General features: G+C 67.6%; 22 protein-coding genes and 4 pseudogenes. 17 read left to right on the forward strand and 9 right to left on the reverse strand.

Features of this window, described 5'->3' with window-relative positions:
• Positions 1–315 precede the first annotated feature (315 nt).
• The 11 genes from K2224_RS14150 to K2224_RS14200 are packed head-to-tail and all read left to right on the forward strand — an operon-like array spanning position 316 to position 10277.
• Entirely contained in the window at positions 316–1191 is an 876-nt protein-coding gene (locus tag K2224_RS14150) for a hypothetical protein (RefSeq protein ID WP_221906903.1), read from the forward strand.
• Complete coding sequence (locus tag K2224_RS14155) at positions 1188–1475, forward strand: phosphopantetheine-binding protein (protein WP_221906904.1); 288 nt, start codon at positions 1188–1190, stop codon at positions 1473–1475. Before K2224_RS14150 ends, K2224_RS14155 begins: the two co-directional genes overlap by 4 nt.
• Positions 1468–2766, forward strand: a complete 1299-nt coding sequence (locus K2224_RS14160) for an alanine racemase (protein ID WP_221906905.1) — start codon at positions 1468–1470, stop codon at positions 2764–2766. The genes K2224_RS14155 and K2224_RS14160 overlap by 8 nt, the downstream gene beginning before the upstream one ends.
• Positions 2767–2791: 25 nt before the next feature.
• Positions 2792–3046 (forward strand): phosphopantetheine-binding protein, encoded by a 255-nt coding sequence (locus K2224_RS14165; RefSeq protein WP_221906906.1) that lies wholly within the window; start codon positions 2792–2794, stop codon positions 3044–3046.
• Entirely contained in the window at positions 3043–4296 is a 1254-nt protein-coding gene (locus K2224_RS14170; protein WP_221906907.1) for an acyl-CoA dehydrogenase family protein, read from the forward strand. The genes K2224_RS14165 and K2224_RS14170 overlap by 4 nt, the downstream gene beginning before the upstream one ends.
• Entirely contained in the window at positions 4289–5386 is a 1098-nt protein-coding gene (locus K2224_RS14175) for an acyl-CoA dehydrogenase family protein (RefSeq protein WP_221906908.1), read from the forward strand. The genes K2224_RS14170 and K2224_RS14175 overlap by 8 nt, the downstream gene beginning before the upstream one ends.
• Positions 5386–6426 (forward strand): hypothetical protein, encoded by a 1041-nt coding sequence (locus K2224_RS14180; RefSeq protein WP_221906909.1) that lies wholly within the window; start codon positions 5386–5388, stop codon positions 6424–6426. The genes K2224_RS14175 and K2224_RS14180 overlap by 1 nt, the downstream gene beginning before the upstream one ends.
• Positions 6423–7997 carry an amino acid adenylation domain-containing protein gene (locus tag K2224_RS14185; RefSeq protein WP_221906910.1) on the forward strand — a complete coding sequence of 525 codons (1575 nt, stop codon included), beginning with the start codon at positions 6423–6425 and terminating at the stop codon, positions 7995–7997. Before K2224_RS14180 ends, K2224_RS14185 begins: the two co-directional genes overlap by 4 nt.
• 51 nt (positions 7998–8048) lie before the next feature.
• On the forward strand, positions 8049–9326 hold the full coding sequence (locus K2224_RS14190; RefSeq protein WP_221906911.1) for a glutamate-5-semialdehyde dehydrogenase: 1278 nt from the start codon (positions 8049–8051) through the stop codon (positions 9324–9326).
• 54 nt (positions 9327–9380) lie between these two features.
• A complete protein-coding gene (locus tag K2224_RS14195) occupies positions 9381–9683 on the forward strand; it encodes an acyl carrier protein (protein WP_221906912.1) in 303 nt (100 codons plus the stop codon).
• 6 nt (positions 9684–9689) lie between these two features.
• Positions 9690–10277, forward strand: a complete 588-nt coding sequence (locus K2224_RS14200) for a flavin reductase family protein (protein ID WP_221906913.1) — start codon at positions 9690–9692, stop codon at positions 10275–10277.
• Between the two features lie 80 nt (positions 10278–10357).
• Here K2224_RS14200 and K2224_RS14205 read toward each other — a convergent pair whose 3' ends face one another.
• Positions 10358–14254 carry a type I polyketide synthase gene (locus tag K2224_RS14205; RefSeq protein ID WP_221906914.1) on the reverse strand — a complete coding sequence of 1299 codons (3897 nt, stop codon included), beginning with the start codon at positions 14252–14254 and terminating at the stop codon, positions 10358–10360.
• Positions 14255–14619: 365 nt separating this feature from the next.
• On the opposite strand from K2224_RS14205, the gene K2224_RS14210 reads away from it, so the two are divergent.
• Entirely contained in the window at positions 14620–15384 is a 765-nt protein-coding gene (locus K2224_RS14210; RefSeq protein ID WP_221906915.1) for an AfsR/SARP family transcriptional regulator, read from the forward strand.
• Between the two features lie 250 nt (positions 15385–15634).
• Here K2224_RS14210 and K2224_RS14215 read toward each other — a convergent pair.
• The 4 genes and pseudogenes from K2224_RS14215 to K2224_RS14230 all read right to left on the reverse strand — a co-directional run bounded on the left by K2224_RS14215 (position 15635) and on the right by K2224_RS14230 (position 19956).
• A pseudogene (locus tag K2224_RS14215) lies at positions 15635–17101 on the reverse strand (UvrD-helicase domain-containing protein).
• 52 nt (positions 17102–17153) lie between these two features.
• Complete coding sequence (locus K2224_RS14220) at positions 17154–18026, reverse strand: DUF6083 domain-containing protein (RefSeq protein WP_221906916.1); 873 nt, start codon at positions 18024–18026, stop codon at positions 17154–17156.
• Positions 18027–18275: 249 nt separating this feature from the next.
• A pseudogene (locus K2224_RS14225) lies at positions 18276–19105 on the reverse strand (IS5 family transposase).
• A gap of 104 nt (positions 19106–19209) precedes the next feature.
• Complete coding sequence (locus K2224_RS14230; RefSeq protein WP_260692611.1) at positions 19210–19956, reverse strand: bifunctional 2-polyprenyl-6-hydroxyphenol methylase/3-demethylubiquinol 3-O-methyltransferase UbiG; 747 nt, start codon at positions 19954–19956, stop codon at positions 19210–19212.
• 254 nt (positions 19957–20210) lie between these two features.
• Between K2224_RS14230 and K2224_RS14235 the strand changes: the two genes are divergently transcribed.
• Positions 20211–21743 (forward strand): ISL3 family transposase, encoded by a 1533-nt coding sequence (locus K2224_RS14235; RefSeq protein WP_260693455.1) that lies wholly within the window; start codon positions 20211–20213, stop codon positions 21741–21743.
• Positions 21744–22020: 277 nt separating this feature from the next.
• On the opposite strand, the gene K2224_RS14240 is transcribed toward K2224_RS14235, so the two are convergent.
• The 4 genes from K2224_RS14240 to K2224_RS14255 form a co-directional block, all read right to left on the reverse strand.
• Positions 22021–22167, reverse strand: coding sequence for a hypothetical protein (locus K2224_RS14240; protein WP_260692612.1), 147 nt, complete (start codon positions 22165–22167; stop codon positions 22021–22023).
• Complete coding sequence (locus K2224_RS14245) at positions 22164–22463, reverse strand: hypothetical protein (protein ID WP_221906918.1); 300 nt, start codon at positions 22461–22463, stop codon at positions 22164–22166. Before K2224_RS14245 ends, K2224_RS14240 begins: the two co-directional genes overlap by 4 nt.
• A gap of 30 nt (positions 22464–22493) precedes the next feature.
• The gene (locus tag K2224_RS14250; protein ID WP_221906919.1) at positions 22494–22694 is read right to left on the reverse strand and encodes a hypothetical protein; all 201 of its coding nucleotides are present in this window, start codon (positions 22692–22694) and stop codon (positions 22494–22496) included.
• Positions 22695–22845: 151 nt separating this feature from the next.
• Positions 22846–23019 carry a hypothetical protein gene (locus tag K2224_RS14255; RefSeq protein ID WP_221906920.1) on the reverse strand — a complete coding sequence of 58 codons (174 nt, stop codon included), beginning with the start codon at positions 23017–23019 and terminating at the stop codon, positions 22846–22848.
• 173 nt (positions 23020–23192) lie between these two features.
• Between K2224_RS14255 and K2224_RS14260 the strand changes: the two are divergent.
• From K2224_RS14260 to K2224_RS14275, 4 genes and pseudogenes are all read left to right on the forward strand, one after another.
• Positions 23193–23375 (forward strand): annotated as a pseudogene (locus tag K2224_RS14260) (transposase); the annotation flags it as partial.
• Between the two features lie 87 nt (positions 23376–23462).
• Positions 23463–23636 (forward strand): annotated as a pseudogene (locus K2224_RS14265) (transposase); the annotation flags it as partial.
• 287 nt (positions 23637–23923) lie between these two features.
• Positions 23924–24436, forward strand: a complete 513-nt coding sequence (locus K2224_RS14270) for a hypothetical protein (protein ID WP_221906921.1) — start codon at positions 23924–23926, stop codon at positions 24434–24436.
• Complete coding sequence (locus K2224_RS14275) at positions 24433–25107, forward strand: peptidase inhibitor family I36 protein (protein ID WP_221906922.1); 675 nt, start codon at positions 24433–24435, stop codon at positions 25105–25107. Before K2224_RS14270 ends, K2224_RS14275 begins: the two co-directional genes overlap by 4 nt.
• The last annotated feature ends 40 nt before the right edge of the window (positions 25108–25147 follow it).

Below are 25147 nucleotides of genomic sequence, written 5' to 3' on the forward strand. Positions count from 1 at the left end.
TCTGAACAGGGCGACCTCATCGCTTCGGCGTGAGCTCGACAGAACCTCGGCATGCCGCTGGCTATACCAGAATCCGACGCGGCACCCCGAGCATCGATCTCGCGGACGGCGAGAGCAGCCGGAGCGATCGGTGAATTCCTTGGAGGTTCGCACGCCGACTTCCTGCCATATTACGGAAGTTTCCATATGGCCGACGGGTACGGCACACGCCGGAAGGGGAATCCTTTGATTGAGCACCTTGCCCGAGCCGAAATCGATATAGACACCTCTGCGCTCGATTGCATTCAGGCGAACCTGGCCGCTGTCGGCAACGCTATGCACCGCACGCGACGTGAGCACGAGCTCGGCGCCGTCTTCGCCTTCCGGCCGCGGGCCGTCGTCTTGGAGGACGATCAGGACAGGACCGGGCTGCCGACGATCGAACCGACGCTGGCGGACCGGGTGGCGACCGCCGGCAGGAGCCTGGGGCTGCGCCACACCGCACCCGAGCGGGTCTCCATACCCGACCGGCTGACGGACGCGCCCGCGGACGTCTGGCACTTGGTGATCGCCGACGCCTTTCACCTGCCGTGGGTCCCCTACTACCAGCACAAGCACGCCGGCCACAGCTTCGTGGTGCGCACCACGGAGGGCTCGGTGGAGCTGCTGGACGCCTACACCAACGACACCCCTTGGGGCGCCGCGCGCCCGTCGGTATGGACACTCACGCCCGCCGCGCTCCGGGCCACTCTTGACCACGTCGACTCGTTCACCGTGGTGGGACTGACCAGAAGTTCGGCAGGCATGCCCATCGGCCCTGCCGAGGCGTTGGCCTCGACGGTGCGTGAGCTCACCTCCGCAACGGACGACGGCCGGATCGACTCCTACCTGGACGCCTACGCCCGCCACCCGGACCATGCTGCGGCTCTGTCGCGGCTGACCACGGAAGTGTGGCTGATGGCCCGTCAGCGGATGGCGCAGGCCCGCTGGCTCGCCACCGCCGATGCCGCTTCCGGCACTGATGACCGTCCCGCCTACAAGGGAGCGGACCAGTGGCTGGAAGCGGCGGAGGCCACCTACCTCGCCATGCGCCGGGCGCAGCGCAGCCGTCCGGTCCCGGGCGGAGTACTGGACCGCATCGCACATCTGTTGCGGACCGACAGCAGGCGGCTGAAGGCCTGCCTGCAGGAGACCCCGGCGGTGGTCCGATGAGCCGCGACACCCTTCAGGTCCTAGTGGTCCGGACTGCGGCGCACGTGCTCGGCGTCCGTCCGGAGGACGTTGCGCAGGCCGGCGACCTCACCGAGTTTTCCACCTACACGAGCTTCCGCGCACTCGACATCGTGGAGTCGCTCGAACAGCACCTCGGTGTGGAGGTCGACGCGCCGGACCTCGTCCCGCACAACCTGCGCAGTATCGATGCCCTGTGCCGGATGTTCCAACCGAGAGCCGACACAGGCCTGGCGCAGATGCCGAAGGAGCCACACGGTGTCTGAACTCACCCTCGACGAGGCCCTGTCCACCCTTCCGACGCCCTGCTATGTGTACGATCTCGCGGAGCTCCGCACGCGCTATCAGGCCCTGCGGCGCGCTCTCCCCCAGCCGACGGATCTGCTGTACGCGGTCAAGGCAAATCCGCACCCGGACGTGGTCGCCACCCTGCTCGGTCAGGGCTGCAGTGCTGAGATCAGCTCGCCCGGAGAACTGGACGTGGCCCTGCGGGCCGGTGCGGACCCGGCGACGTTTCTCTACAACGGGCCAGCCAAACGCCGTGAGGACATCGACCGGGCCCTGCGCGCCGGTGTCCGTCATTTCTCCGTCGATTCCGCCCATGGTGTCAGGCAGTTGGCTGAGGCCGCGCGTGAGCACCGGACGGTCACTCGCTATCTGCTGCGGGTGAACCCGGAGCGGGTCAAGGCAGTGGCCGGCCTCACCATGACCGGTGTCCCCTCGCAGTTCGGCGCCGACGAGGCCGCCATCACCGCCGAGCCGGAGGCATTCACCCGGTATCCGCACGCGGTCCTGGACGGGCTTCAGCTCTACCTCGCCACCAACCTTCCTGACACCGAGGCCCTCATGGCGCAGTTCCGCGTCGCCCTTGCGATCGCGGTGCGTCTGCAGGACATGCTCGAGGTGCCGTTCGGCACGCTCGACCTCGGCGGAGGTTTCGCCGCTCCTTACGCGGTGGCCGGAGAGCCCGCAGTGAACGAGGGGCTCGCCGAGGCCCTCTCGGCCGAACTGGACACGACGTTCCCGGGGTGGCGCCAGGGCCGTCCGCGCGTGGCCTTCGAATCGGGCCGGGGACTGGCTGCCACCTGTGGGCGGCTGCTGACCCGGGTCCTCGACGTCAAACGTACGCATGGCAAGCGGATCGTCGTGCTCGACAGCGGGATCCACCACCTGGGCGGCATGGCCGGCCTGCGGCGTGTCCCGCCGCTGCGGCCCGATGTGGTGCGCGCCACGGGTCGCTTCTCGCACAGAGTCGCCGAGTCGTCCGGAGCCGAACCGGCGAGGATCTGCGGCCCGTTGTGCACTCCCCTCGACACTTGGGCCGGTGAACACCCGATCGGAGAGGTGGCCGAGGGCGACCTGCTGGCCGTGCCCAACGTCGGCGCCTACGGGCTGACCGCCAGCTTGGCACTGTTTCTCAGTCATCCCTTGCCCGTCGAAATCATCGTGGACGGTGTCCGGTTCGTCGGCGCCACCCAGCTGAGCACCCGACGTGAAGAAGTCAGCCTTTCCACCGCGACCGGTCCGGCAGACCACGCTGCCCTGTCGATCCGTTGACCATCGACTCACAACAGGAGAAAACATGGACGAGCAGTTCACCGCAGTACTTCGCCCTCACCTTCCCTACCTGCCCAACGACCGTGAGCTCGCCCCGGGCGACGGGCTCCGCGAACTGGGTCTGAACTCGATGCAGGCGATCGAGGTCCTGTTCGCGCTGGAGGACGCCTACGGCGCCGCGATACCCGATGACAAGCTCAACGACCACACCTTCGAGACCGCAGGCAATCTGTGGGAGGTCGTCGAGCAGTCCCGCGAGAAGGCAGGCGAGCTGCGATGAGCACCGCCCTTGTCACTCCAGAACCGGCCGCCACGGCAGGGCACTTAGAGGGCCGCACGGCACTGGGCATCACCAGCCCGTTGAACCTGCGACCGTCCTCCGTGGTCGATCCCGCGGCGCTGGCCGACGTGCTGGCCACGGCCCGTGAAAACGCCCCGTCCGCCGACGTGGAAGCCGCTTTCCCGACCGCCGTGATGGACCGCCTGCGCACGACCCGTCTGTTGGGCTTGGTCGTTCCCACGCGCTACGGCGGACCCGGAGGGACGGTCGACGACGTCCTCGCGGTCAGCCATGCCCTGTCCCGGGAGTGCACCTCCTCGGGAATGATCTTCGCCATGCACAGTCAGCAGGTCGAGGCCGTCGTCCGCTACGGCCCACCGCGACTGGCCGAGCAGTTGCTGCCCCGAATTGCCCGAGGCGAGGTCTATCTCGCCTCCGTCACCACCGAGGTGGGCAATGGCGGATACCTGCTCAGCGCGGGTGAGGCGGTGGAAAACCTCGGCGACACCCTGCGAGTGCAGCGGATGGCCCCCGTTGTCACCGGAGGCGAATACGCCGACGGCTACCTGATCAGCATGCGCGCGGACACTGAAGCGGCCGAGAACCAGGTGTCGCTGGTCTACGCCGATGCCCAGGACGTGACGGCCGAGCCACTCGGCGGCTGGAATCCGCTGGGCATGCGGGCCACGCGCAGCGTCCCGATGCGCTTCGACGGCGCGGTCCCCCACGGCAACGTGATCGGAGGGTCAGGCCGCTTCAGGGAGATCGTCACCGAGACTTTCGGGCCGCTGGCCCACCTCGGCTGGTCTGCCTGCTGGCTGGGCACCGCGGCCGGAGCGCTGGCCCGGACGGTCGCCTGGCTGCGCAGTCCGGCCGAACGCAAGCACCGGGACATGACCTCCGACCTGCTGCGAAGTCGCCTGTCCCACATCCGGCAGCGACTGGATCTGGTGCATGCGCTGATCGCACACGGCACCGATGTGTACAAGACCTCGCAGTCCCCCCAGGCCGCGCCGTATCAACTGCTGATGAACGCCGTCAAACTCACCGCGTCACAGGAGTGCCTGGCCGCGGTCAACGACCTGATCGAGTTGGTCGGTATGCGTCACGGCTACCTCAAGAACTCCGAACTGGGCCTGGAGCGCGCGGTACGTGACCTGCGGTCGGCCGCGCTCAACTACAGCAATGACCGGCTCCACGCCGTCGACGGTGCGATGGCCCTCTTGGACAGCGAGGTGCGCTTTGTCTGACACGGCGGCGCAACGCACCCGTTGGCTGTGGGCCGAACTCGGCGGCGCCACGCTGCGCGATGTGTTCGCCAAACCCGACCCTCGCTATGGATACGATCCGCATCACCTACGCAATCTGCTGGCGGACGTCGATGCCCGTGCCGCATTGGGCTCCACCCTCAGCGTCTGCGTCCAGGTGGCGAACGCCCTGCCGCTGCTGCTGGCGGCCTGGCGTGGCTCCGCCCACCGGCTGACCACCGTGGCCGAGGACATTCTGGATGGCACGGCGCAGATCGGCGTCGCTGCCACCGACGGGGCCGCCCCTGGGTCGGACCTGACCAGTCTGGGGACCACCGTAGAGTTCTCCGGCGACCGGGTCGAACTGACCGGGACCAAACGCTGGATTGTCAACGCCATGACAGCCGAGTGGGCGCTGGTACTGGCCCGGCACGCGCCAGGGCGACAGTTCACCAGCTTCACCCTGCTCCTCGTACCGCTGGACGCGCCCGGCGTCACCCGGAGCCCCGCCGACACCACCGCCTTCAACGGCTCCGCTCTCGGCGACCTGACCTTCGACCGCGTCCAGCTCGGCACCGGCCACGTCATCGGTGGACGGGGGCGCGGGCTGGCCCTGTTCGCCCGGCAGATGGCCGGTGAACGCCTCGCCAGCGGACTGTGGGCGGAGGCACTGGCCGGCCGGGTCCTCGCTGAGGTGCGAACCCACCTGTCCGAACGCCGCATCGCCGGGGCACCCCTGTGGCACAACGCGGCGGTTCGCCAGCGCTATGCGGAAGCGGTCCTCACCCACCAGACCCTCCGGGCGCTCTGCGACCGTCTGAGCCAACCGCGCCCTGACAACCCCGGCGGTCTGGATGAGGCGATGGCCCTCACCGCAGTGGTCAAGGCCGCCGGCGCACGAGCCCTGGACACCGTTTTGGACACCTGCGGCCCCTTGATGGGAGCCGACGGCTTCAAGTCTGACGGCATACAGCAACTACGCCTGGAGACCGCCATGTTCGGGATCGCGGGCGGTACCACCGCCACTCTTCTGGACCTGATCGCCGATCATTCCGAAGCGCTCGTACCGGCAGTGGCAACGGCAGGTGCGTGATGAGCCGCCCGCAGAGCACAACCCTCGACGGGGGACTCGGCCGCTGGCGCGTACTCAGCTGCTACACCGCGAACCTCGCGGCCTACCTGGAGGAATGCCGACCCGCCGATGACGTGGCGGACACCCTCGCACGCTCGGTGCGCCTGGCCGTGCGCACCGACCTGGCCGACGGCATCGGCTTCTCCCACCACAGCACACCACTCAACCAAACCCGGGAGGGCCGCACTCTCGTCTACCGGGGGAGCGACCGGCCCGACGAAGTAGCCGAGGCACTGCGGCAGGAATACGCGTCGCGGGGGTGTCTGCTGATTCTCACCCACAGCTCGCACCTTCCATGGTCCCTCTCAGGGCCGGAGCACGATGCCCCGCACTTCCTGCTGGTCGACTCCTACGATCCGCATCAGGGCCGTTGGCACGCTGTGGACCACTTCGCGGGCCTGATGGCGTCCGGGCAGGAGCAGAAAGCCTTCGAAGGCTGGGTCACCACCACCGTCCTCTTGGACGCCATGTGCGGCCCGGCGGACTTCACACCCGATCAGGAGCTACGCAACCAACTTGTCTTCGGTTTCCCCGTCGCACTGCCACCCACCCGTTACCGGTGGCTGACCTGGACAGACGCCCCGGAAGGGGATGGTGAGCCGCAGGGTCGGTGGCTGTATGAGCCCCAGGAGGTGTGGTCCTTCCTCGCCGGCAGACTGAACGAGGACATGACCGCCGGCTTCCGGCCCGGATTCCTCGACGACCTGTGGGGCGCCTCCCAACACCACCGGTTCCGCTACACGCGCCTGCTCGCCACGGAGGGCGTCGCCCGCCCGGACCTGTGTGCACTGGTCGACGAGGCCGACGGTGCATGGGCACACCTGCCGCAGACGCTGCGGTTCGCCGCGGACTCCGCACTGCGCGGCCGCCCCCGCACGGCACTGGTCACCACGACCCTCGAACACCTCGCGGAGAAGGAACACGCCCTTAGGCGCGCCGCCCCCCACTTCGGCCCGCCGTCCTGGGCATCACAGCCCCCGTTGTCGAGGAGCCAGCCATGAACTCACCCACCACCGGCCTCGCGGCTCTCGTGCACGCGTCCGTCCGGCGCCACGGCTCCGAGCCTGCACTGGAAGTGGCGGGCACCTCGTTGACCTACGACGAGATGTGGGCGGCTGCCGGCCAGTTGGCCCGGCGTCTGGTCTCCCGATGTGGCAGTCGGCCTGCCCGAGTCGCCCTGCACGCCCGCCGGGACGCGGTCACCTACCTGGGATACCTGGCGGCGCTGCGACTGGGCGCCACCGTGATTCCGCTCAACCCTGAGTTCCCCCTCGCACGGAACACCGCGATCGTCCGCGCCGCCGGGGCGGACGCCGTCGTCGGGTCGGATGCAGACGTCTGTGCTCATCTGGTCCGGGAGGGACGTCCCACCGCCTGTGCCGTCGCCGGCCAGGAGCTCCTCGCAGCGGCCGAGCGGACCGAGCCCGGGCTGCCTGACACGCCGGTGGTGGGTCCCGAGGACACCGCGTACATCCTGTTCACCTCCGGCTCCACCGGCAGGTCCAAGGGCGTCCCCATTCGGCACGGCAACGTGTGCGGATACGTCGAGCATCATGCGCGGCAACGCCGTTCCGGGCCGGGGAGCAGGTTCTCCCAGTCCTTCGATCTGACCTTCGATCCCTCCGTCTACGACATGTTTGTGGCCTGGTGCAGCGGGGCCACTCTCGTGGTCCCCTCCCGCGAGGAACTTCACGACCCCGTCGATTTCATCAACCGGCAGCGCATCACCCACTGGTTCTCGGTGCCGTCGGTGATCTCACTGGCCCGCAGGATGCGTCGGCTTCCCGCCGGCAGCATGCCGGGACTGAAGTGGTCGCTCTTCGCCGGCGAACAGCTCACCTGGGAACAGGCGGACGCCTGGCAACGCGCTGCTCCTGCAAGTCGGTTGGAGAATCTCTACGGGCCCACGGAACTGACCATCACCTGCACCGGCTACCAGGTGCCCGATTCCCCCTCCCTGCGCCCGCAGACCCGCAACGGCACCGTCCCCATCGGTTACCCGCATCCGCTCGTCGACCATGTGCTTGTGGACGAGGGCAGCCATGTCGGGGACGAGGGTGAGCTATGCGTGCGCGGACCTCAGAGGTTCGCCGGCTATCTCGACCCGGCCGACAACACGAACAGGTTCGTCCGCATCGCCGACGGCCGGGCGCATCCGGTACAGATCTCCGATTCAGCGCCGGCCGAGGTGTACTACCGCACCGGCGACTTGGTCTCCAGGCACGCCTCAGGTGTCCTCGTCCACCACAGCCGTCTGGACAACCAGGTGAAGCTGCACGGGTACCGGGTCGAGCTCGGTGAGGTGGAAGCCGTGCTGCGCACCCACCCTGGGACGGAGGAAGCCGTGGTGGTCGTGCCCGAGGGCACAGCGGACCCAGTGGCCTTCTACACCGGTACAGAGTCCGAGGCAGCAGACCTGATGGCGCATCTGCAGCGGTCCTTGCCCTGGTACATGGTGCCCAGCCGGTACCGCTGTCTGCGGCAACTGCCACTCAACGGCAACGGCAAGGTCGACCGCCGCGCTCTGACCGCGCTGGCGGACGGCAGCGCCAAGCCGACCAACGCGCCATAGCGGACGACGGCCGTGACCATCATTTTTCGAGCCCAAGGAGCACGCACGACCATGGACATCGATCAGATTCTTGACCGCACGTCTGCGGCAAGAATGGCGGCGCCCCCGATAGGCGACGGCGCCTACCGCGCGTTCGTTCAGGCCATCCGGGCACGCATCGACGAGCATTGGCCTTTCATCCTCGAGGGCAACGCCCGCGACCTGGCCGCCGCCCGGGAACAGGGGCTGTCAGAGGCTCTGCTGGAACGTCTGCGTCTCACCGACGCCCAACGCATATCCCTGGAGCGTGCCTGCGTCTCCATCGAACGGAACCTGCCGGACCAGGCTACTGTCCAGGACAGTTCACTGGTCACGGCGACGGCACGTTCCCACCGCGTGCGACGCCCGCTCGGCGTCATCCTCATGATCTTCGAGTCTCGGGCGGAAATCGCGATCCGAAGCGCGGCGATGTGCGGTGCGACCGGCAATGCTGTCTTGTTGCGCGGCGGCAAGGAAATGACCGAAACCGCCAGGTCGATCAGCGGGCTTCTCAGTGCGGCGTTGGCAGATGCCGGACTCCCCGAGGGCCTGGTGACCCTTCTCGACAGCAGCGACCGCCGCCAGCTCAAAGAGCTGCTGCGTCGCGATGATGCCATCGATGTCATCATTCCCCGCGGCAGTCCCAGCTTGATCGAGCATTGCCGTACCGCATCGCGGATTCCTCTGATCGCCAGCGGCGGCGGCGTGAACCACATCTACGTCCACCACAGCGCCGACCTCCAGGCCGCGGCACGGCTGACCCTGGACTCCAAACTCTTCGACCCGGCGGCCTGCACAGCGCTCGACATGGTCCTGGTGGACGACTCCGCCGTCGACGCCTACCTGGCGGCCCTCGATCAGGCCGTCGAGCACGACCCGGAATCCAAACGGTGCATCTTGCGCCTTCCGCAGGAACTCGTCTGCCGGGTCCCTGCTGCGCTGTCGGCCCAGATCGACCCTACCCGGCTGGGTCCGCACGACAACGGCCGCGAATACATGAGCCCGACGCTGGCGATACGCCCCGTTTCCGGCCTGTCGGAGGCCATCGAGCACATCAACCGCTTCGGCTCCGGACACACCGAGGGTGTTATCGCCGCGAGCCAGGAGGCTCGCGCCGCATTCGGGCAGCGGATCGACGCGGCGACGATCGTCGTCAACGGCTCCTTGCGGCTGAACGACGCCGCCGCGATGGGGATCGGCACCGCGCTCGCCATCAGCACCGGTCGACTGCACGTCCGTGGGCCGGTGACGTTGGAATCCCTCTACACCTACAGCTGGACCGTCGAGGGCACCGTCGACACGCACACCTGACGCCGGCTCCGCGGACCTTCCACTGGAGCACATCACCATGACAAGGAGACAGCGATGACCACCAACCCCCGTCTCGCCCCGCCCCGCTCTGAAGTGGCCACGATCGTGAAGCGCATGCTCATCGCCGAGTCACGCCTCACCATGGAACCCACCGAGTTGCGTGACGACGAGCCCCTGACCGGCCCCGTCCTCAACGTGAGTTCCTTCGGGTTCGTCGGCATGTTCATCCGGCTCGAAGACGAACTCGGAGTCGAGCTCCCGGACGACCTCTTCATCGACCGGGTGTTCACGACGGTCAACGACATCGTCAACGTCGTCAGCGAAGCCGCTGGTCGTGCCCAGGACGAGACGGAGTAGCGCGGGATGACAAATCCTCCTTCCACTGCCGCCCTACCCGACCATGACACCTTCCGTTCGGTCCTTGGGCACTTTCCCTCCGGGGTCACCGTGGTCACCGGTGGAGCGCCGGACTCCCCCGTGGGGTTTACCTGCCAGTCGTTCTCCTCGCTCTCCCTGGACCCGCCGCTGGTCGTCGTGCTTCCCGGCCGCTCGTCCCGCAGTTGGCCGGCGATCGCGGCATCCGGCCGCTTCTGCGTCAATGTTCTCGCTGAGCACCAGCGACAGCTCAGCAACGTCTTCGCGCACTCGGGCGCGGACAAGTTCGCCGACGTGCGGTGGTCCCTGACCCCGCTGGGGTCACCGCTTCTCGCCGGAGTGTCGGCGTGGATCGACTGCGACGTCAAGGAGATCCACCCGGGCGGCGACCACTTCATCGTCGTGGGCGAGGTACGTCACTGCGGAGCGGCCGCAGCGCCCCCGCTGGTGTTTCACCGTGGCCGGTATCAGGGCATACGAGGCGCATCCGGGTGCGACCCGGTGGCCTCCTCCGGACTTCCCAGGAAGGCTCCCAGCCTCGGACGTCGTCCCGGGGACGTACGGTCGACGGTCTGACTGGGCGACAGCCGCGGCCGGGCGACGCACCCGGCCGCGGCTTGCCGCACGGCACGCACTCACACGGCCGGTCCGCGGTCTCATGCCGGTGATCTGGCGAGAGTGGGAGAAAGCTCGTCCATGAGCTGCGCCACGGTTACATCGCTCAGCAAACGTCCGACGGCGATCTTCACACCGGCCTCGGCCAGCAGGAGCTTATGGAGCCGCATGGCCATCAAGGAGTCGAGCCCCTGGTCCCGCAGCGGCCGGCGCACCTCGATCTCCTGCGGCGCGCTGTGCATGATGGCAGCCAGGCAACGCAGCAAGGTTTGTGCCGGTGCCTCGGTATCCCGCACGCCGGCCGGCTGCTGCGGCAGTGACGCTGTCCGCTGTGCCGGAACGCGGATCGGCGTGTGGGGGGCCGGCAGCGCCGGAGTCACGCGATACCGCTGGGGCCCGCGGTCGGGGCACATTCCCCGGGAAAGCAATGCAGCCAGCGCGGAGCCGATCCGCCCACGGCTGTGTGGTCCGCCCGTGTCCAACCTGCGCAGCAGGATGCCCTGGAATTCGGCGAGGAGGTGCCCCTCCGGCCCCAGCAGCCGGACATCGCCCCTCGGCGGCCGGCCTCGTACCTGTGTGAAGCGAGTCATGCTCCACATCTGAGCGGTGAGGCGCCCGTGGAAGGCGACGCGAGAGAAGACAGTCGGAATGTAGACACTGGTGCCTGCGTGTGCCTGCGGCAGGGCGGCCAGCAGCGGCAGCAGTCCGGACTCCAGGTCTGCGTAGGAGGGGGTCTGGGGGAAGCGGAGCCAGGCGACGGACTCCCCGGAGCGCGCCCACAGTTGGGTGATCGGGAGGGAGCCCTCTTCCTTGTCGTATCCCCATCGCAGGGTCAACTGCCGGAAGGCTTCGGGAGCCAGATAGGAACGGCAACGGGCGAGAGCCATGTTGATGTCCTTGCTGGCGTCCAGGGGTCGCTCGCCGGTCATGGGCCGAAGGCGCCCGGTCGCCCGGAGCGTGGTGACACACGCGGCGCCTTCGAGCGACTCCATGGTCACCGACCGGCTGCCGTCGCTGTCGGGGGCGTCCACGGCCACGCGAACGCGGATCTCCGCGTCTTCGTGGAGTGGCGGGGAGACCGCTTCGAGCCGCGTGTTTTCCAGCGCGAACCGCTGCCCGGTCATCTCCGTGACGGTGTCGAGGGCAGCATTCATGATCATGGCAGGCGGCGTGGGAGCGAGTCCCTGCAAGGAGACCGGCACGCTGGGGCTATCGAGCGCTACGGTTCGTACCTCGGTGAGACCGGATGCCTCCGTTCTGCTCCGGAACGGCCTGTCGTCCCAGACATAGCCGGGAAGAGGAACCGGACGGGCCTTGTCGCCAGCCCAGAGATTCCAGTCGATGTCACCACCGTGGGAGTAGAGCCTGCCAAGCGCGCGGGCCATCACGAGTGTGTCGTCCTGGTCACGCATCATGGACGGGACGGCCCATCCTCCGGCCTCTGCCGCAGCGAGTGTCTCCTCGACGGCGTGCGTCAGCACAGGATGCGGGCTGAGCTCGATGAAGACGGTGTCTTCTTGCATCGCCGCGGTGCGCACGGCGTCGACGAAGCGAACCGTCTTTCTGAGGTTGTCCACCCAGTAGGCGCCCGAGAGTTCCTCGCCCTGCACCAGGGCACCGGTAACGGTCGACAGCATCGGTGACTGAACAGCCGCCGGCGCGAGATCGGCGAGGGCCGCGCAGAGGTCGTCGCGTATCAGGTCCATATCGGGTGAATGGGAGGCGACGCTCACCTTCACCCTACGTGCCGTCTCCCCTGCGGCGACGAGTTCTTCCTCGATCCTGCCGAGCACCTCGGGGTCACCAGCGAGAACGGTGGCCTGGGGCGCGTTCTTTGCGGCTACACACACCGCGGGTCCATATCGGTCTGCCACCCGAAGGGCATCCGGGGCCGACAGTCCCACCGCCAACATGGCCCCGCGTCCAGCCAGCCGCTTCATCAGCCGGCTCCTGCGGCAGATGACGGCCGCCGAGTCGGCAAGGGGCAAGGCACCGCACACATACGCTGCCGCCGCTTCGCCCATGCTGTGTCCGATGCACAGGTCGGGCCGGACTCCCAGCTGCCGCCAGTGTGCCGCCAGACTGATCTGCACCGCCCACAGAAGCGGCTGGACGATGTCCATTTCCGCCAGATCCTCCTCCCGTCCTCGGGTGAGAATCTCCAGCGGCGACCAACCACTCTCGGCCACCACGGCCCGGTCGCAGGCCGACATCGCAGCACGAAACGCAGTTGACTCCGCGAGCAGCCTGCGGCCCATGCCCAGCCACTGCGAGCCCTGGCCGGGGAAGACGAATGCAATGCGCCTGGGCCCCTCGAAGCCGCACTCGGCGATGCCGCCGTCGGCGATCTCTCCTCCTTCGGAGAGGGCACGCAGTCGGTCGGCGAGTTCGTCCGCGGTGCCGCCGACCACCCACAGTCGACAGGCATGGTGATCACGGCGGGCCGCAGCGGTGGCGCAGACGTCAGCCAGGGAAAGTGACCGCCCCTTGCCACCCGGCTCCAGGTAGGAGGCGTACGACTGTGCCAAACGGCGCAGGGACTTCATGGAGCGTGCGCTCAGGACAAGGAGGTAGGGCGTCTCCGAAGGCGCCGGGACGACGGACACCTCTGCCTGCCCGCCGGTGTACTCCCCCACGATCACGTGGGCGTTGGTCCCGGCAATACCGAAGGAGCTGACTCCCACCACAGCCGCATCCCCCGTCGGCGTCAGCTCTGCGGTACCTCGTACGACCTCGACTGGCAGACCGTCCGCCAAGGCCGGGTTGGGCGTGGTGAGGTGAAGTGAGCCGGGGACGAGCCGATGCCGGGCCACGAGCACCGCCTTGATGAGTCCCGCGATGCCCGCTGCGGCTTCCGTGTGCCCTATGTTGGTCTTCACTGAGCCGACTCGCAGGGGCCGTTCAGGAGTACGCTCTCCTGCCACGGCATCCGCCAGTCCCTGTAGCTCGGCCAGATCTCCGACCCGGGTCCCGGTGCCGTGTGCCTCGACATAGTCGAGTTGACCTGGAGTGATCCCGGCAGAGATGCAGGCCTCCCACATGGCCGCAACTTGGCCGGAGGCAGCGGGCTTGAGCAGCAGTCCGCTACCGCGCCCGTCGTTGACGACCGCGCTTCCCCTGAGTACCGCGAGGACGGGATCACCGTCACGCTCAGCGTCCACCAACCGCTTGAGGACGACCGCACCGATGCCGTCGCTACGCACGAACCCGTCGGCCCTGGCATCGCCGAACTTGCACCGCCCGTCGGGGGCCAGCATGGACCCTTGTGAGTAGGCCACCGCGTCGGTGGCCGACAGCACGATGTTGACGCCGGCCGCTATTGCGAGGTCGCAGTCCGCGGTGAGAAGGCTGCGCCTGGCGGTGTGCACCGCGACGAGGGACGACGAGCACGCGGTGTCGAGTACGAGGCTCGGTCCCTGCAGGTCGAAGGTGTACGAAACGCGTCCGGCGGTGACCGCACGCAGTCTGTTCCCTGCGGCCTCCCGCACATCGGTGTCGGCCGTACGCGCGGATATCTCGCCGTACTCTGCCGTTGCCTGGCCGACGAAGACCCCAGTACGGCTTCCCGCCAGGGACGACGGCCGGATACCGGCATGTTCCAGCGCTTCCCAGGTCACTTGTAGCAGGAGACGTTGCTGGGGATCCATGCCGGTGGCCTCAAGTGGGGAGATGCCGAAGAACGCGGCATCGAAGTGGAAGGGAGACTCGAGGAAGCCCCCGTAACGGGAGACGGTCTTCCCTGGCGTTCCTGGCGACGGGTCGTAGTGCTCCGCGATGTCGAAGCGATCGCCCGGGACCTCCGTGATGGCGTCCACCTGGTCGGTGAGTAGCCGCCAGTACTGATCCACGCTCTCCGCTTGAGGGAAGCGGCAGCCCATTCCGATTACAGCGACGGCGTCTTCCGCCGATCCTCTGGCAGGCGCCTGTCCCGTGATCATCCTTGCTCACCCCGTCGATGTCAGCGCTGCCTGGGCAGCGATTTGGTGCTAACTCAGGCCAAATTTGCACCGCGGGTCAAGTTTGGCCTCCAGGCTTGCTTCGAGCTGAACTCTAGTCACAACTCCCTTCAACTGGGCCTGATTTGATGAGGGACACACACTTCAGCAGCGCGGAGCAAGGCCCCTCCCTTGAGTGCGATACATACCGGTCACCCGGAATGCTGGCCCGGCCAGGCACGACACAACACCACATCGATCACGACGGAAGCTGTCCGAAAATTCTTGAACTCTAGTCTATGAATAACCTTGGGTCCGGCCATAAGGTATGCCCGAGACGCGACTGATCTTCAATCAGAGGGGGCCCTATGCGATTCGAAGTCACCGGACCATTACGCGTCGTAGGAGACGACGGCGCCGCGGTGGCGCTGCCACGCGGAAGGGTCCGACAGCTCCTGACCGCGCTGCTGCTCCAGGATGGACCGGTCCCAGAGACCAAACTGTGCGAGTGGCTGTCGCAGGGCACACGCCCTATGGCCGGCAGCACCCTCCGGACCCACATCGCCGCGCTGCGCCGGGCCTTGGGCTCCGCAGCCGACAGGGTACGAACCGTCCCCGCCGGCTACCTGATCGAGGTCCGCACCGGGGAATTGGATCTGGCGGAGTTCAGGGACCTCTCCTCCCGCGGCCGCGAGGCTCTGTCCGCCAGCGACTACGCGGCGGCAGGCAGGCTGCTACGACAGGCGGCGGACCTGTGGCGCGGGCCAGTGCTCACCGACGTCCCCGACTCTCCTGACGTCTGGCCTCTCGTCATGGAACTGGATGAAGAACGGCAGTTGGTGGCCGAGGGACTTGTCGATGCCCGGCTTCACCTCGGGGAGCACCGAGAACTCATACCGGAGCTACGGGCCCGCGCCTCAATGGATCCGCCTCAGGAACGTGTCGTGGAACAACTCATGACGGCCCTGTACCGCAGCGGAAGGCGAATTGAGGCATGCGACGCGTACCGCCGGCTGCGAAAGCTCCTCGCCGAGGCATACGGAGTCGAACCCGGGTCTGCGGTTGAGAGACTCCACCAGCGCATCCTCGCCGACCACTCGGACCTCCGCCTCGCCGGTGCCATGACCGCGTAGACGCCAGTCGGTACAGTCCGCCTGGCAGATGGCGTCAGTCATCACCGCGCTCTCTTACGCCTCGGCACCCTGGCCGGATGCTGCGGTGGTATCGCCGGAGCCCGCGAGCATCGCCGCTTCCCGGACCCGAGATATGTCTGCCAGCCGTCGGCCTTCCACCCCTACAATGCGGATCCCACTGCCGTCGTGGATCAGCGCGCGGACGAGTGGGCAGGCACCATAACGGTCTTGGGAAGCGTGTGCCGCATGCTCATGATGGGCGTCCGTCAGGGTGATCGTTGATCCAGGACAGGCCGCCCAGGTCGAGGTGTTGGCGGGCGCAGGTGATGGCGGCGTAGGCCAGGCGAGCTTCGCTCTCGTCGATGGGGCCGGGAAGGGGGCGGCCGCTCGCGTCGTGTTCTTCGGTGTCTTCGGGCGGGGTGAAGTCGTTGGCGATGCGGACGCAGGGCCATTCGCGGCCTTTGGCCTTGTGAGCTGTGGAGACGGTCACCTCCGCCTGCTCCTCGGGCTGAATGCGAGCGATGGCGGCCAGAAGAGCGTCAGTGCCATGGGTGTCGACGAGGTCGACCAGGGGCTGGAGGTCACGGCCGGCCGGGTCGTGGGCGGCGTAGTCCTGGACCTCGCCCCAGCAGGTGAACAGCACCAGTTCCGGGTGTGCGGTGCGGCGGCCCTCCTTGAGGTCGCGGGCGGCAAGCGCCAGGGCCTGCAGGCTCTCTCCTCCTCCGACCAGGGCCACTCTGGCTCTGGTGGCCAGCAGGTCCATGACGGTGGCCATGGCGCCGACGTTGGTGCGGCACAGCACCGCATCCGCGCGGTCCACTGGCCCTACTTCCGTGGGCACGATCTCGGTGCCGCTCAGGCGGATCGGGGCATCGGCGACGGCCAGCCACCGGTTCGCCTCGGCTGCCAGGCGGGGGCCGAAGCGGAAGGACTGGGACAGGGCCAGAGCTGTGCCTTCGAATCCGGTCATGACGTCGCGGGCGCCGCGCCAGTGGTAGATGGCCTGGGCGGAGTCGCCGACCATCACCAGCTGGGCGTGGTCGCGTTGGGCGGTGAAGATCTGCTCGACGACGGGATTGGTGTCCTGGGCCTCGTCCAGGAGCAGGAATTCGGCGGCGATCTGTGGGTGGGTGAGAGCCCAGATCTTGAGGTAGTGGTCGTGGTCGAAGCGGACCACTCCGTCCTCGGGGTGTTGCAGGTCGGCCCATGCCTTGCGGGCGAAGGGCACGATGGTCCGGGCGAACTGGGTGTGCAGGGCGTCGTCTTCCAGTCCGCGCAAGCGGGGCACGTGGTGGGAGTCCAGGTGGTCGTCGGCGGAGCGGCAGAAGCGGGTGACGGTGCGCAGGGTGGTGTTGGACAGGGTGCGGGTGCTGATGTCGTGGTCGCCGATGCGCAGGGGTTTGGTGATGCCGAGGGCCGGTCCTGTGCGCCAGCTGGGTTGGCGGGGGCCGCCCAGGCGGCGGGCGAAGCGGTGGCCGAGGGCGGCGTAGGCCATGGCGTGTGCGGTCTTGCAGGTGACGGTGGCGGGGAAGCGGGTGGCGGTGTCTTGAGCAATGGCGCGGTTGTAGGCGAGGTAGCGGCCGCAGCGTTGGGTGCCGTGGGCGAGGAGGGCCAGGGTGGTGGTTTTGCCGGTGCCGGCGCCGGCTTAGAGGACCAGGTGGTCGCCGGCGTGGAAGGCGTCGGCTGCTGCTGTCTGTTCGTCGGTGGGGTTGAGCACGTGGGTTCCGTCTGGTCGGTGGCGGGTGCGGGCGTGGAGGGGGCACGTGGTGCTATCGGTCGGCTGCGGAACGGCGGCGTCGGGTGGCGGTAGGCAGTCGGGTGTGGATGTGGGTGTGGTGCAGGAGGGGGTCGAAGACTTCCCATTCGGCCAGCGCCAGGTCTGGTGCCTGTGAGGGGGCGGCGTGGAGGGGGCATCGTTGGGCGCGCCAGCGCAGCTGTTCTGGGTAGGGCAGGTGGTTGAGGTTGTAGAGGGCCATCTGTGAGGTGGGAAAGGCAAGTTGTCCGCGGTGTGGTGTCGCGGGCGTGAGTGTCCAGGTTCCCGCTGGTGCTTGTGGGGAGAGGACAGGGTGGGTGCATCGGTGGCGTTGACGGGTCTGGGCGACGCACTGGATGTTGTCGAGGGGGGTGGGGGCGAGGTAGCGGCAGTAGAGCAGTTGCACCACCGGCCTTGCTGGTCGGCAGGCAGTCGGCCGTGTTGGTGTGATGGGTTGGGTGGATTGTGGGATGAAGGCGCCGGTGTCGATGAGGTGTCGGGTGTATAGGGCCAGGCGGCGGCGTAGTTCGGTGAGCTTCGGGGTGAGGGGCTCGTCGGTGGGGTGGGTGGGGCAGAGGGCGGTGTGGGGGATGCGGCACCAGGGGGTGCCGTCGTGTGCGGGGTGGGCGATGCCGGAGCTGACATGCCAGCGGTATGGGGCGGGGACGCCGGCCGCGGGTACCTCGTGCGGGTGGAGGCTGATGGGGTTGTGGTTGGTGCGTGTGTGCCAGTTGATGCGGTTGCCGCAGTCGCGGCAACGGCTGGGCTGGGCGGAGCACAGGAGCCGGCTGGGGCTGTCCGCAGCGACGCGCAGGGCACGCGGGCGGTGATGTGGTCGGACGGGGGTGCCGTCCCATCGGCGGCCGGATGAGGTAGTGGTGGAGCGCATGTCCGTGAAGGTGACAGGAGGCGCGCCGGGAACACGGTGTCAGTGCCGCCGCGGTCCCGCATACGGACCAATCTCCATGCAAACACGTTCGAATCTACGTACACGCGTCCGCAAGGGGTTGCTGGATCGGGTGATCCGCCGGAGTTGGACCGTGGGGGTTATTCGGCGGTGCCGGCCGGGGGCGCGTGCCCCTCGCAGAGGGTGCCGAGGAGGTGGTCGACGGGGACGCCTAGGAGTTGTCTTCAAATGTCACGCCCACATCAGGAGCGAGGCGAGGGTGACGGCTGCCTGATAGGACTCGGTGGTCTTGTCGTAGCGGGTGGCGATGCCGCGCCATTGCTTCAAGCGGTTGAAGCAGCGTTCGACCACGTTGCGCAGTTTGTAGAGCCCTTTGTCGAAGGCGGGCGGGCGTCCTCCTCGACTGCCACGCCGGAGCCGGTTGCGGATCTGGGCGGCCCGTTCGGGGATGGTGTGGGCGATGCCCTGCCGTCTGAGCCAGGTCCGGATGGCCCGGGAACTGTAGCCCTTGTCTCCCCGCACGTGGGCAGGCCGGATTCGTGGCCGTCCAGGGCCAGGCCAGGGCACCCGTATCGCCTCCACCGCGGTGAACCGGGTGCAGTCGTTGGTGTTGCCGCTCGTGACGGTGAAGGCGAGCGGGCAGCCGACAGCGTCGCAGGCCAGGTGAATCTTGCTGGTCAGACCACCTCCGGACCGTCCGAGTGCCGGGCTGCGGAGCCCCCTTTTCGGGCCCCGGCTGCGTGCTGGCGAGCGCGGACAACGGTGGAGTCGACCGACACCAGACAGTCGACGTCCCCCGCCGCGTCCGCCCTCGTCTGCGCGGCCCGCAGCATTCGCTCGAACGTGCCGTCCAGCGCCCATCGGCGGAAGCGGGTGTGCAGCGTCGCCCACAGGCCGCACCGCTCGGGCACATCCCGCCAGGCCACCCCCGTCCGGAACCTCCACACGATCCCGTTGAGCACGGTGCGGTCATCCAACCGCTTCCGCCCCCGCAAGGACTCCGGCAACAGCGGCCGGACGAACTCCCACTCCGCATCCGACAGTTCATGACGACGTATCACCCGACCATGATCCACCACTCGAGATCATTTGAAGACACCGCCTAGCAGACGCGCTGCCCGGACCCGCGCCCCGATCCCCCGCCGCTGCAGGGGATCTGCCCCGCCTACGGTCGGCGGGCGAGGGTAATGATCTCCTGGCTCACCGGGGTGACGGGTCCGCGCTGCCAGTCACCATAACGGGCCTCGACCTCGAAGCCCGCCTCGGCCAGGAACGCGTCGAGTGCCAGGACATCCAGGAAGCGCAGGCTGGCCCGGTCGACACGCAACACGGTGCCATAGGGATCAGCGGTCGTCCCGGTGAACGTGACCGCACCGTCGACGACGGCCTCGACCTCATGCCAAACACGCAGGATCCGGCCGGCCGCGTCGGTGATGTCCGTTGCGTTCGACGGATTCCATGCCTCCCAGGCTCGCGCCCGCGGATGGCGGGTCTCGAAAGCGAACCTGCCGCCCTCGCGCAGTGCGGCACGGATCGCGCCGAGCGAAGCACGGACATCGTCGTCAGTGACCAGGAACTGAAACGCGTGGCCGGTCATCGTCGCAAGGTCGAATTCAGCTTCCCACTTCGCGCCAGCCGCCATGCCGTCGATCCACTCGATATCGGCACGCCGCCGGGCGCGGGCGAGGGCAGCGGGGTCCGGATCAAGGCCCACGAGACGCCCGACATGACCGTGCTCGCGCGACCAGCGCAGCATCGATCCGGTGCCGCAGCCGACGTCCAGCACTGAGCCTGCGGCCATCACCAACTCGGCATAGAACGCGTCGCCGGACCATCGCTCCGGATCCCACGGGTTCAGCAAGTCATACAACGCAGCAGCATCAGCGTCTGAGTACACCGCGACAGTGTCCACGGACCCATCATGGCCCTCAACCAGATTACGGCGACGGAACACGACGCAGCCTGCACAGGCGACCAATTGGCCAACTACGTGACGTCAGCCATGGGGAATTACGGGCTCAGTCACTGATCTTGTGATCGGGTGATCTCCAGGTGGCGCGACTGTGATCATGGTTCGCGTGTACTTCGCGAAGTCTTGAGGCGCTTGTTCCTCATCTGGCCGGTGTCGTGGTGGAGTTGGTGGAGCGGTCGGTCGGCGCGATCACCATGCATGCCCGCGTGCGTGCGGCCGATGGACGGTGCCCGCACTGCGGCCGTGCGTCCAGCCGGGTGCATGGCCGGTATCTGCGGCGGTTGTCGGATGCGGCGATCAGCGGTGCCCGGGTGGTGATCGAGCTGCTGGTGCGCCGGTTCCGGTGCCTCAACACGGCCTGCGCGGCCGTGACGTTCGTCGAGCAGGTGACCGGGCTGACCAGCCCGCACGCCCGCTTCACCCCGCTGCTGCGGGGGATGCTGACCAGCATCGCGGTGGCTCTGGCCGGGCGGCCGGGGAGCCGGCTCGCGGCGGTCCTGGGGATGCCAGTGGCGAAGGACACGCTGTTACGCCTGCTCCGGGCCCTTCCCGAGGAACCGGTGGGGCAGATTCGGGTGTTGGGGGTTGACGATTTCGCCATGTGCAAGGGCGACTCGTACTCGACGATCTTGGTGGATCTGGAGCAGCGGCGGCCCGTCGACGTGCTGCCGGGGCGCGAGGCCGAGCCGCTGGCCGCGTGGCTCCGCGACCACCCCGAGGTGGAGATCGTTTGTAGGGACCGCGGCGGGGCCTATGCCGAGGGAGCCCGCTCCGGCGCCCCGCAGGCGTCACAGATTGCCGACGGCTGGCATTTGTGGAGGAATCTGGGTGAAGCGGTGGAGAAGACCGTCGGTACCCATCATGCCTGCGTCCGGACCGTGTTCGCGACCTCCGTACCGGCGAGCCCGCCGCCCGGAGACGATATCTGGCAGTTGCCGCCACCCGTAGCTGCCTCCACGCTCGATGCCTGCGGGCGCGAGCGCCGCCTGGTGATCCGGACGAAGGAGCGGTACACCGCCGTACAGCAACTTCTGGCCGACGGCAGTTCGCTGGAGGGCATCTGCCGGACGCTGCGGCTGGACCGGTCCACCGTGCGCCGCTTCGCCCGCGCCACCAGCATCGACGAACTGCTCGTCAAAGCGACGAACCGAGCAAGCATCCTCGACCCGTACACGGCCCACCTCCACCAGCGGTGGAACGAGGGCTGCCGGGACAGCGCACAACTCCACGCAGAAATCGGGGCGTTGGGGTTCCCAGGCAGCATCCAGACCACCCGACGCTACCTGCGTCCCTTCAAGTCCTCCGCCACCGCACCGCCAGCGCCCCGTGTGGCACCGCGCCCCCGCCGTATCGTCCGACGGATCACGACGAACCCCGGCAACCTCCCGGACGAGGACGCCCTCGCGCTCAAGGAAATCCGTGCCGGCTGTCCCGAACTGGATGCAGTCACCCAGCACGTCCGCGACTTCGCCACGATGATGCGGGACAAGACGGGCAGCGAACTCCCCGCCTGGATGGAACGCGTCGAACACGACGACCTCCCCGCACTGCACTCCCTGGTCAACGGTCTGCGCCGGGACCAGGACGCCGTCATCGCCGGCCTGTCCAGCTCCTGGAGCTCCGGCCAGGTCGAGGGTCAGAACACGCAAGTCAAACGGATCAAAAGGGACGGATACGGCCGGGCTAACTTCGACCTCCTCCGGATTCGCATCCTCCAGCGAGCATGACCCCCGATCACAAGATCAGCGACTGAGCCGAATTACGTGACCGTCCACACCGTAACCCCTCCCAGGGACGAGGAGGGCGCCGGCACCTGCCGGTCTGCGTCCTGTCCAACTGCACGTTGGTACCCCTCCCAGGGGCGATGAGGACTCCGATGCCGGAGGCACTGCCCTCCCCCCGTCATGTTGGTACCCCTCCCAGGGGCGATGAGGACGTCCTGGGAGTAGCGGTACACCACGCTGATCCCGCAGCCGCCGGTCTGCTCGGAAGCAACTCGACGACCTACGGCTCCGAGCGCGGATCGGCGTCCGGGAGCCCCCGGCCCTGCTCGGGGTCGCCCTCGAGTGCTCGGCGCACGGACTCGACGGCGGACTGCTCGGACCGGCTGAACTCGCAAAGGACGGCGAAGGAGTAGAACGCGTGGCTCACCGGTCGCCGGCCCCCCTGAGCCGCTGCCGGAGCTCGGCCTCGACGTCGTCCGTCGAGCGGGCGAGCGCGGTCATGCCCTCCGGGTCGTAGCGGAGCAGGACCCGGTGCCGGTACGCCTGGGTGAGCTCGCGCACCTTCGTGAGGTCGTCGAGGTCGAGGGCGTCGAGTTCTTCCTCGAACCGCTGGCGGTCGCCGGGGAAGCACCACGTCGACAGTGCCTCGCGCAGCTCGGCGAGCGTGCTCATGGGCGGGTTGAAGCCGGGCCGGTCGGCCTGGTGGTCGGCCTTTGCGGTCACGGTGACCTCCTCGTCGCTCTGGTGTCGACGCTACTCGTCTACCGCCCGGACGCGGTACGGCCCCGGCGGAATCCGCAGGCCCTGGTACGCGGGGCCGAGGCCACGGCGAGCGCGGGGCCGGCGGATCGGGGCCGGCAGGGTGACGGCCTGGTCCTGGTCGTCGTCCTCGTCGGCGGCCGCGAGTCCGAGATCTCGGCGGAGCTGGGCCAGGGCCTGGGCGACGGTGTTCATCGAGGTCCGCGAAGGCGGCCGACGGGACTCCCCGTTGGTTGTAGGGGGCATCACGCCGATGCAGTGCTTGTGGATCCGCTGCTGTAGTACTGGAGACCCGCGACGCACTGGCTGGCTGCCCGACAAGGGCAGGCAGCCAGTGCGTCGCGGGTCAGCTGATCACAGTGGTGGAAGCCGCAGCCACCGTCGCTGCAACCGCCGCCGCGGTCTCCTCGTCGGACATCTTGCCCCCGTTAAACCGCCATCCGGTCTTCCTGCGGCCCTTGGAACGCATGTAGTACCTGAGGGCAAAATCCTTGCGGTCACCCTTGGTCTTCTTGAACAACAACTCACTTCTCCTCGTCTAAGGCGTTTTGCCGCTCCATACATGGTCTCAAAGACGGCGGGCGTGAAAAACGGCAGGTCGACAGGCCGACGACGGGGCCCTCCCTACCTGATCCGCCGGTTACCTGTCGCAGCGAAGTGTGGGGCGAGCTGAGCCTTCACAGGGAGCTCGTTGACGCACTGACCCAGAAGGTCCGCGAAGGCGGCCGCATCATCAACGTCCACGCCCTCATCGCGGTCGGCGTCAACGCCGATGGCCACCGCGAGATCCTCGGCATCGACGTCGCCACCGCCGAGGACGGCGCTGGCCGGGTCGCCTTCCTGCGCTCGCTCATCGCCCGCGGCCTCACCGGCCTGTCCGGTTCGAATTTGCCAGGAACACCCGCTTCAGGTCACTCCGACGAGCGATAACCCACTGCAACACCCTGCCGTATCAGTGCTGTTATGACGACAGAGCAGCCCCGCAAGTCCTATCCGAGCGACCTCCTCGGCGGCAAGGTCACCGACCTGCGCGAAGTCCTCAACGCAATCCTCTACGTCAATCGGACAGGGATCCCTTGGCGTTGCCGGCCGCACGACTTCCCGCCGCACACCTTCAGTACCTGGACTACCAACGGGACCATTCAAGCCGACTGTGGCGTGCCGGAGCCGGCACGCCACAGTCCTCATCGCGAGGTGAAAACCTTCCATAGGGAAGGTTTGTTCTTGATCCGTTATGGGTTCGTGTTCGCTGATGACACAACCGTGACGAGCCACATAGGGGAACAATCAACATCTACACGCTTTCGTGGATATATGGACCTAATTGACTGGTTGGGTGCCGCACCTGCTTCACCTACGGTCGTAGCGATCTGACTGAACGTCGGGTTCCACAGAGCTCTGATCGTCGAAGGGAAGACGCGGCTATGGCTGTCGAGATGGTGCGCAGCATCCGCTCCTGGAGTGAGGGTCCCGGGCAAGGGGCGAGGCGGGTTGTTGACCCGTTGTTGCCCTCCGGGCGCCGAAAGGCCGAGAACATTGGCGTGATGAAGCGCATCCTGCCTGTTCTGTTTCTCGCTGCCGCTGTTCTGCTCACGGGATGTGATGTGGCTGGCGATGCTCGTCCATCAGGGCCGCCGACCACCACCGCAACCCCCTCGCAAACCGGCACGGGACTGGCCAGCCGATACCGCAAGGCCGGCGGAGACGCGGGGGTTTACGGTATCGACCACGCGAAGAACGCCAAGGGCGTACTCGTGCTGAGCGTGTGGACCCACAGGAAGAACTACGACGAGGTCATCGACCGCTTCGCCGCCGGCCTGGCGTCGTTCCTGACGCGGGAAGGCATCCGTCTCGATGGGGGGTACGTACTCAACGTGTACGGCTCTGACGGAACCCGTCTGCACAACCTTGACACCACACCGGAGCACAATCCTTGATATCCAAGCATGTTGCCAGAACCCTCCTGGCCGCTGTCTCAGCCGGCGCATTCCTGTTCACATCCGGCCCGGTTGCACAGGCTGATGAGCCCACCACGGCCCCTGCCACAACAGCAACAGACAGCCCCACACCGGGGGCAAAGCCGTCCAAGCCGGTGATCGCCGAATACCAGGGGCGGCAGATCAACCTTGCCAAGGACTGGGAAGGTGCCACCAGTTGCACCGAACTTCCCAACGGGAAGGTGCACTGCTACGACACGGATGAGGAGGCACTGGCTGATCCCGCTCTTCCCGCCTCGACCCGCCAAAAGACCCTGAACTCTCCCACGTTGTACGCGTCACCTATTCCCGCTAATTGCTTCGCCGACCTCTGGTGCCTCTACGACCACGCCAACTACAAGGGAAAGGTCGTCCGGCTCAGCAGCAATGGAAATCATGACCTCAAAGAGTGGGGATTCCGCGACAGGCTGAGTTCGGTCTTCTACTTCGTCGGAAACTGGACGCCCAACTACGGCCGCGCCAGGATCTGGGACCTCCGGTCGGGTTTGCTGCACAACCGTCAGCGCGACCTCACCGCCCCCGCGCGCTACTCCAACCTCGCCAACCTTGAGTACCCGGGTGGCGGGAACTGGAACGACAAGGTCGATATCTTCCAAGTCATCCGCCCGTGACACACACATGGTTCGGGGCGCTCGCGCAGCGGCATGGTGT

It is taken from the genome of Streptomyces sp. BHT-5-2 (assembly GCF_019774615.1).
Taxonomy (GTDB): domain Bacteria; phylum Actinomycetota; class Actinomycetes; order Streptomycetales; family Streptomycetaceae; genus Streptomyces.

Coding starts and splice junctions, on each gene's coding strand:
- K2224_RS14150 (WP_221906903.1), top strand. CDS start 316: ATGCACCGCACGCGACGTGAGCACGAGCTCGGCGCCGTCTTCGCCTTC.
- K2224_RS14155 (WP_221906904.1), top strand. CDS start 1,188: ATGAGCCGCGACACCCTTCAGGTCCTAGTGGTCCGGACTGCGGCGCAC.
- K2224_RS14165 (WP_221906906.1), top strand. CDS start 2,792: ATGGACGAGCAGTTCACCGCAGTACTTCGCCCTCACCTTCCCTACCTG.
- K2224_RS14170 (WP_221906907.1), top strand. CDS start 3,043: ATGAGCACCGCCCTTGTCACTCCAGAACCGGCCGCCACGGCAGGGCAC.
- K2224_RS14180 (WP_221906909.1), top strand. CDS start 5,386: ATGAGCCGCCCGCAGAGCACAACCCTCGACGGGGGACTCGGCCGCTGG.
- K2224_RS14185 (WP_221906910.1), top strand. CDS start 6,423: ATGAACTCACCCACCACCGGCCTCGCGGCTCTCGTGCACGCGTCCGTC.
- K2224_RS14190 (WP_221906911.1), top strand. CDS start 8,049: ATGGACATCGATCAGATTCTTGACCGCACGTCTGCGGCAAGAATGGCG.
- K2224_RS14195 (WP_221906912.1), top strand. CDS start 9,381: ATGACCACCAACCCCCGTCTCGCCCCGCCCCGCTCTGAAGTGGCCACG.
- K2224_RS14200 (WP_221906913.1), top strand. CDS start 9,690: ATGACAAATCCTCCTTCCACTGCCGCCCTACCCGACCATGACACCTTC.
- K2224_RS14205 (WP_221906914.1), bottom strand. CDS start 14,254: ATGATCACGGGACAGGCGCCTGCCAGAGGATCGGCGGAAGACGCCGTC.
- K2224_RS14210 (WP_221906915.1), top strand. CDS start 14,620: ATGCGATTCGAAGTCACCGGACCATTACGCGTCGTAGGAGACGACGGC.
- K2224_RS14220 (WP_221906916.1), bottom strand. CDS start 18,026: ATGCGCTCCACCACTACCTCATCCGGCCGCCGATGGGACGGCACCCCC.
- K2224_RS14235 (WP_260693455.1), top strand. CDS start 20,211: ATGCATGCCCGCGTGCGTGCGGCCGATGGACGGTGCCCGCACTGCGGC.
- K2224_RS14250 (WP_221906919.1), bottom strand. CDS start 22,694: ATGAACACCGTCGCCCAGGCCCTGGCCCAGCTCCGCCGAGATCTCGGA.
- K2224_RS14270 (WP_221906921.1), top strand. CDS start 23,924: ATGGCTGTCGAGATGGTGCGCAGCATCCGCTCCTGGAGTGAGGGTCCC.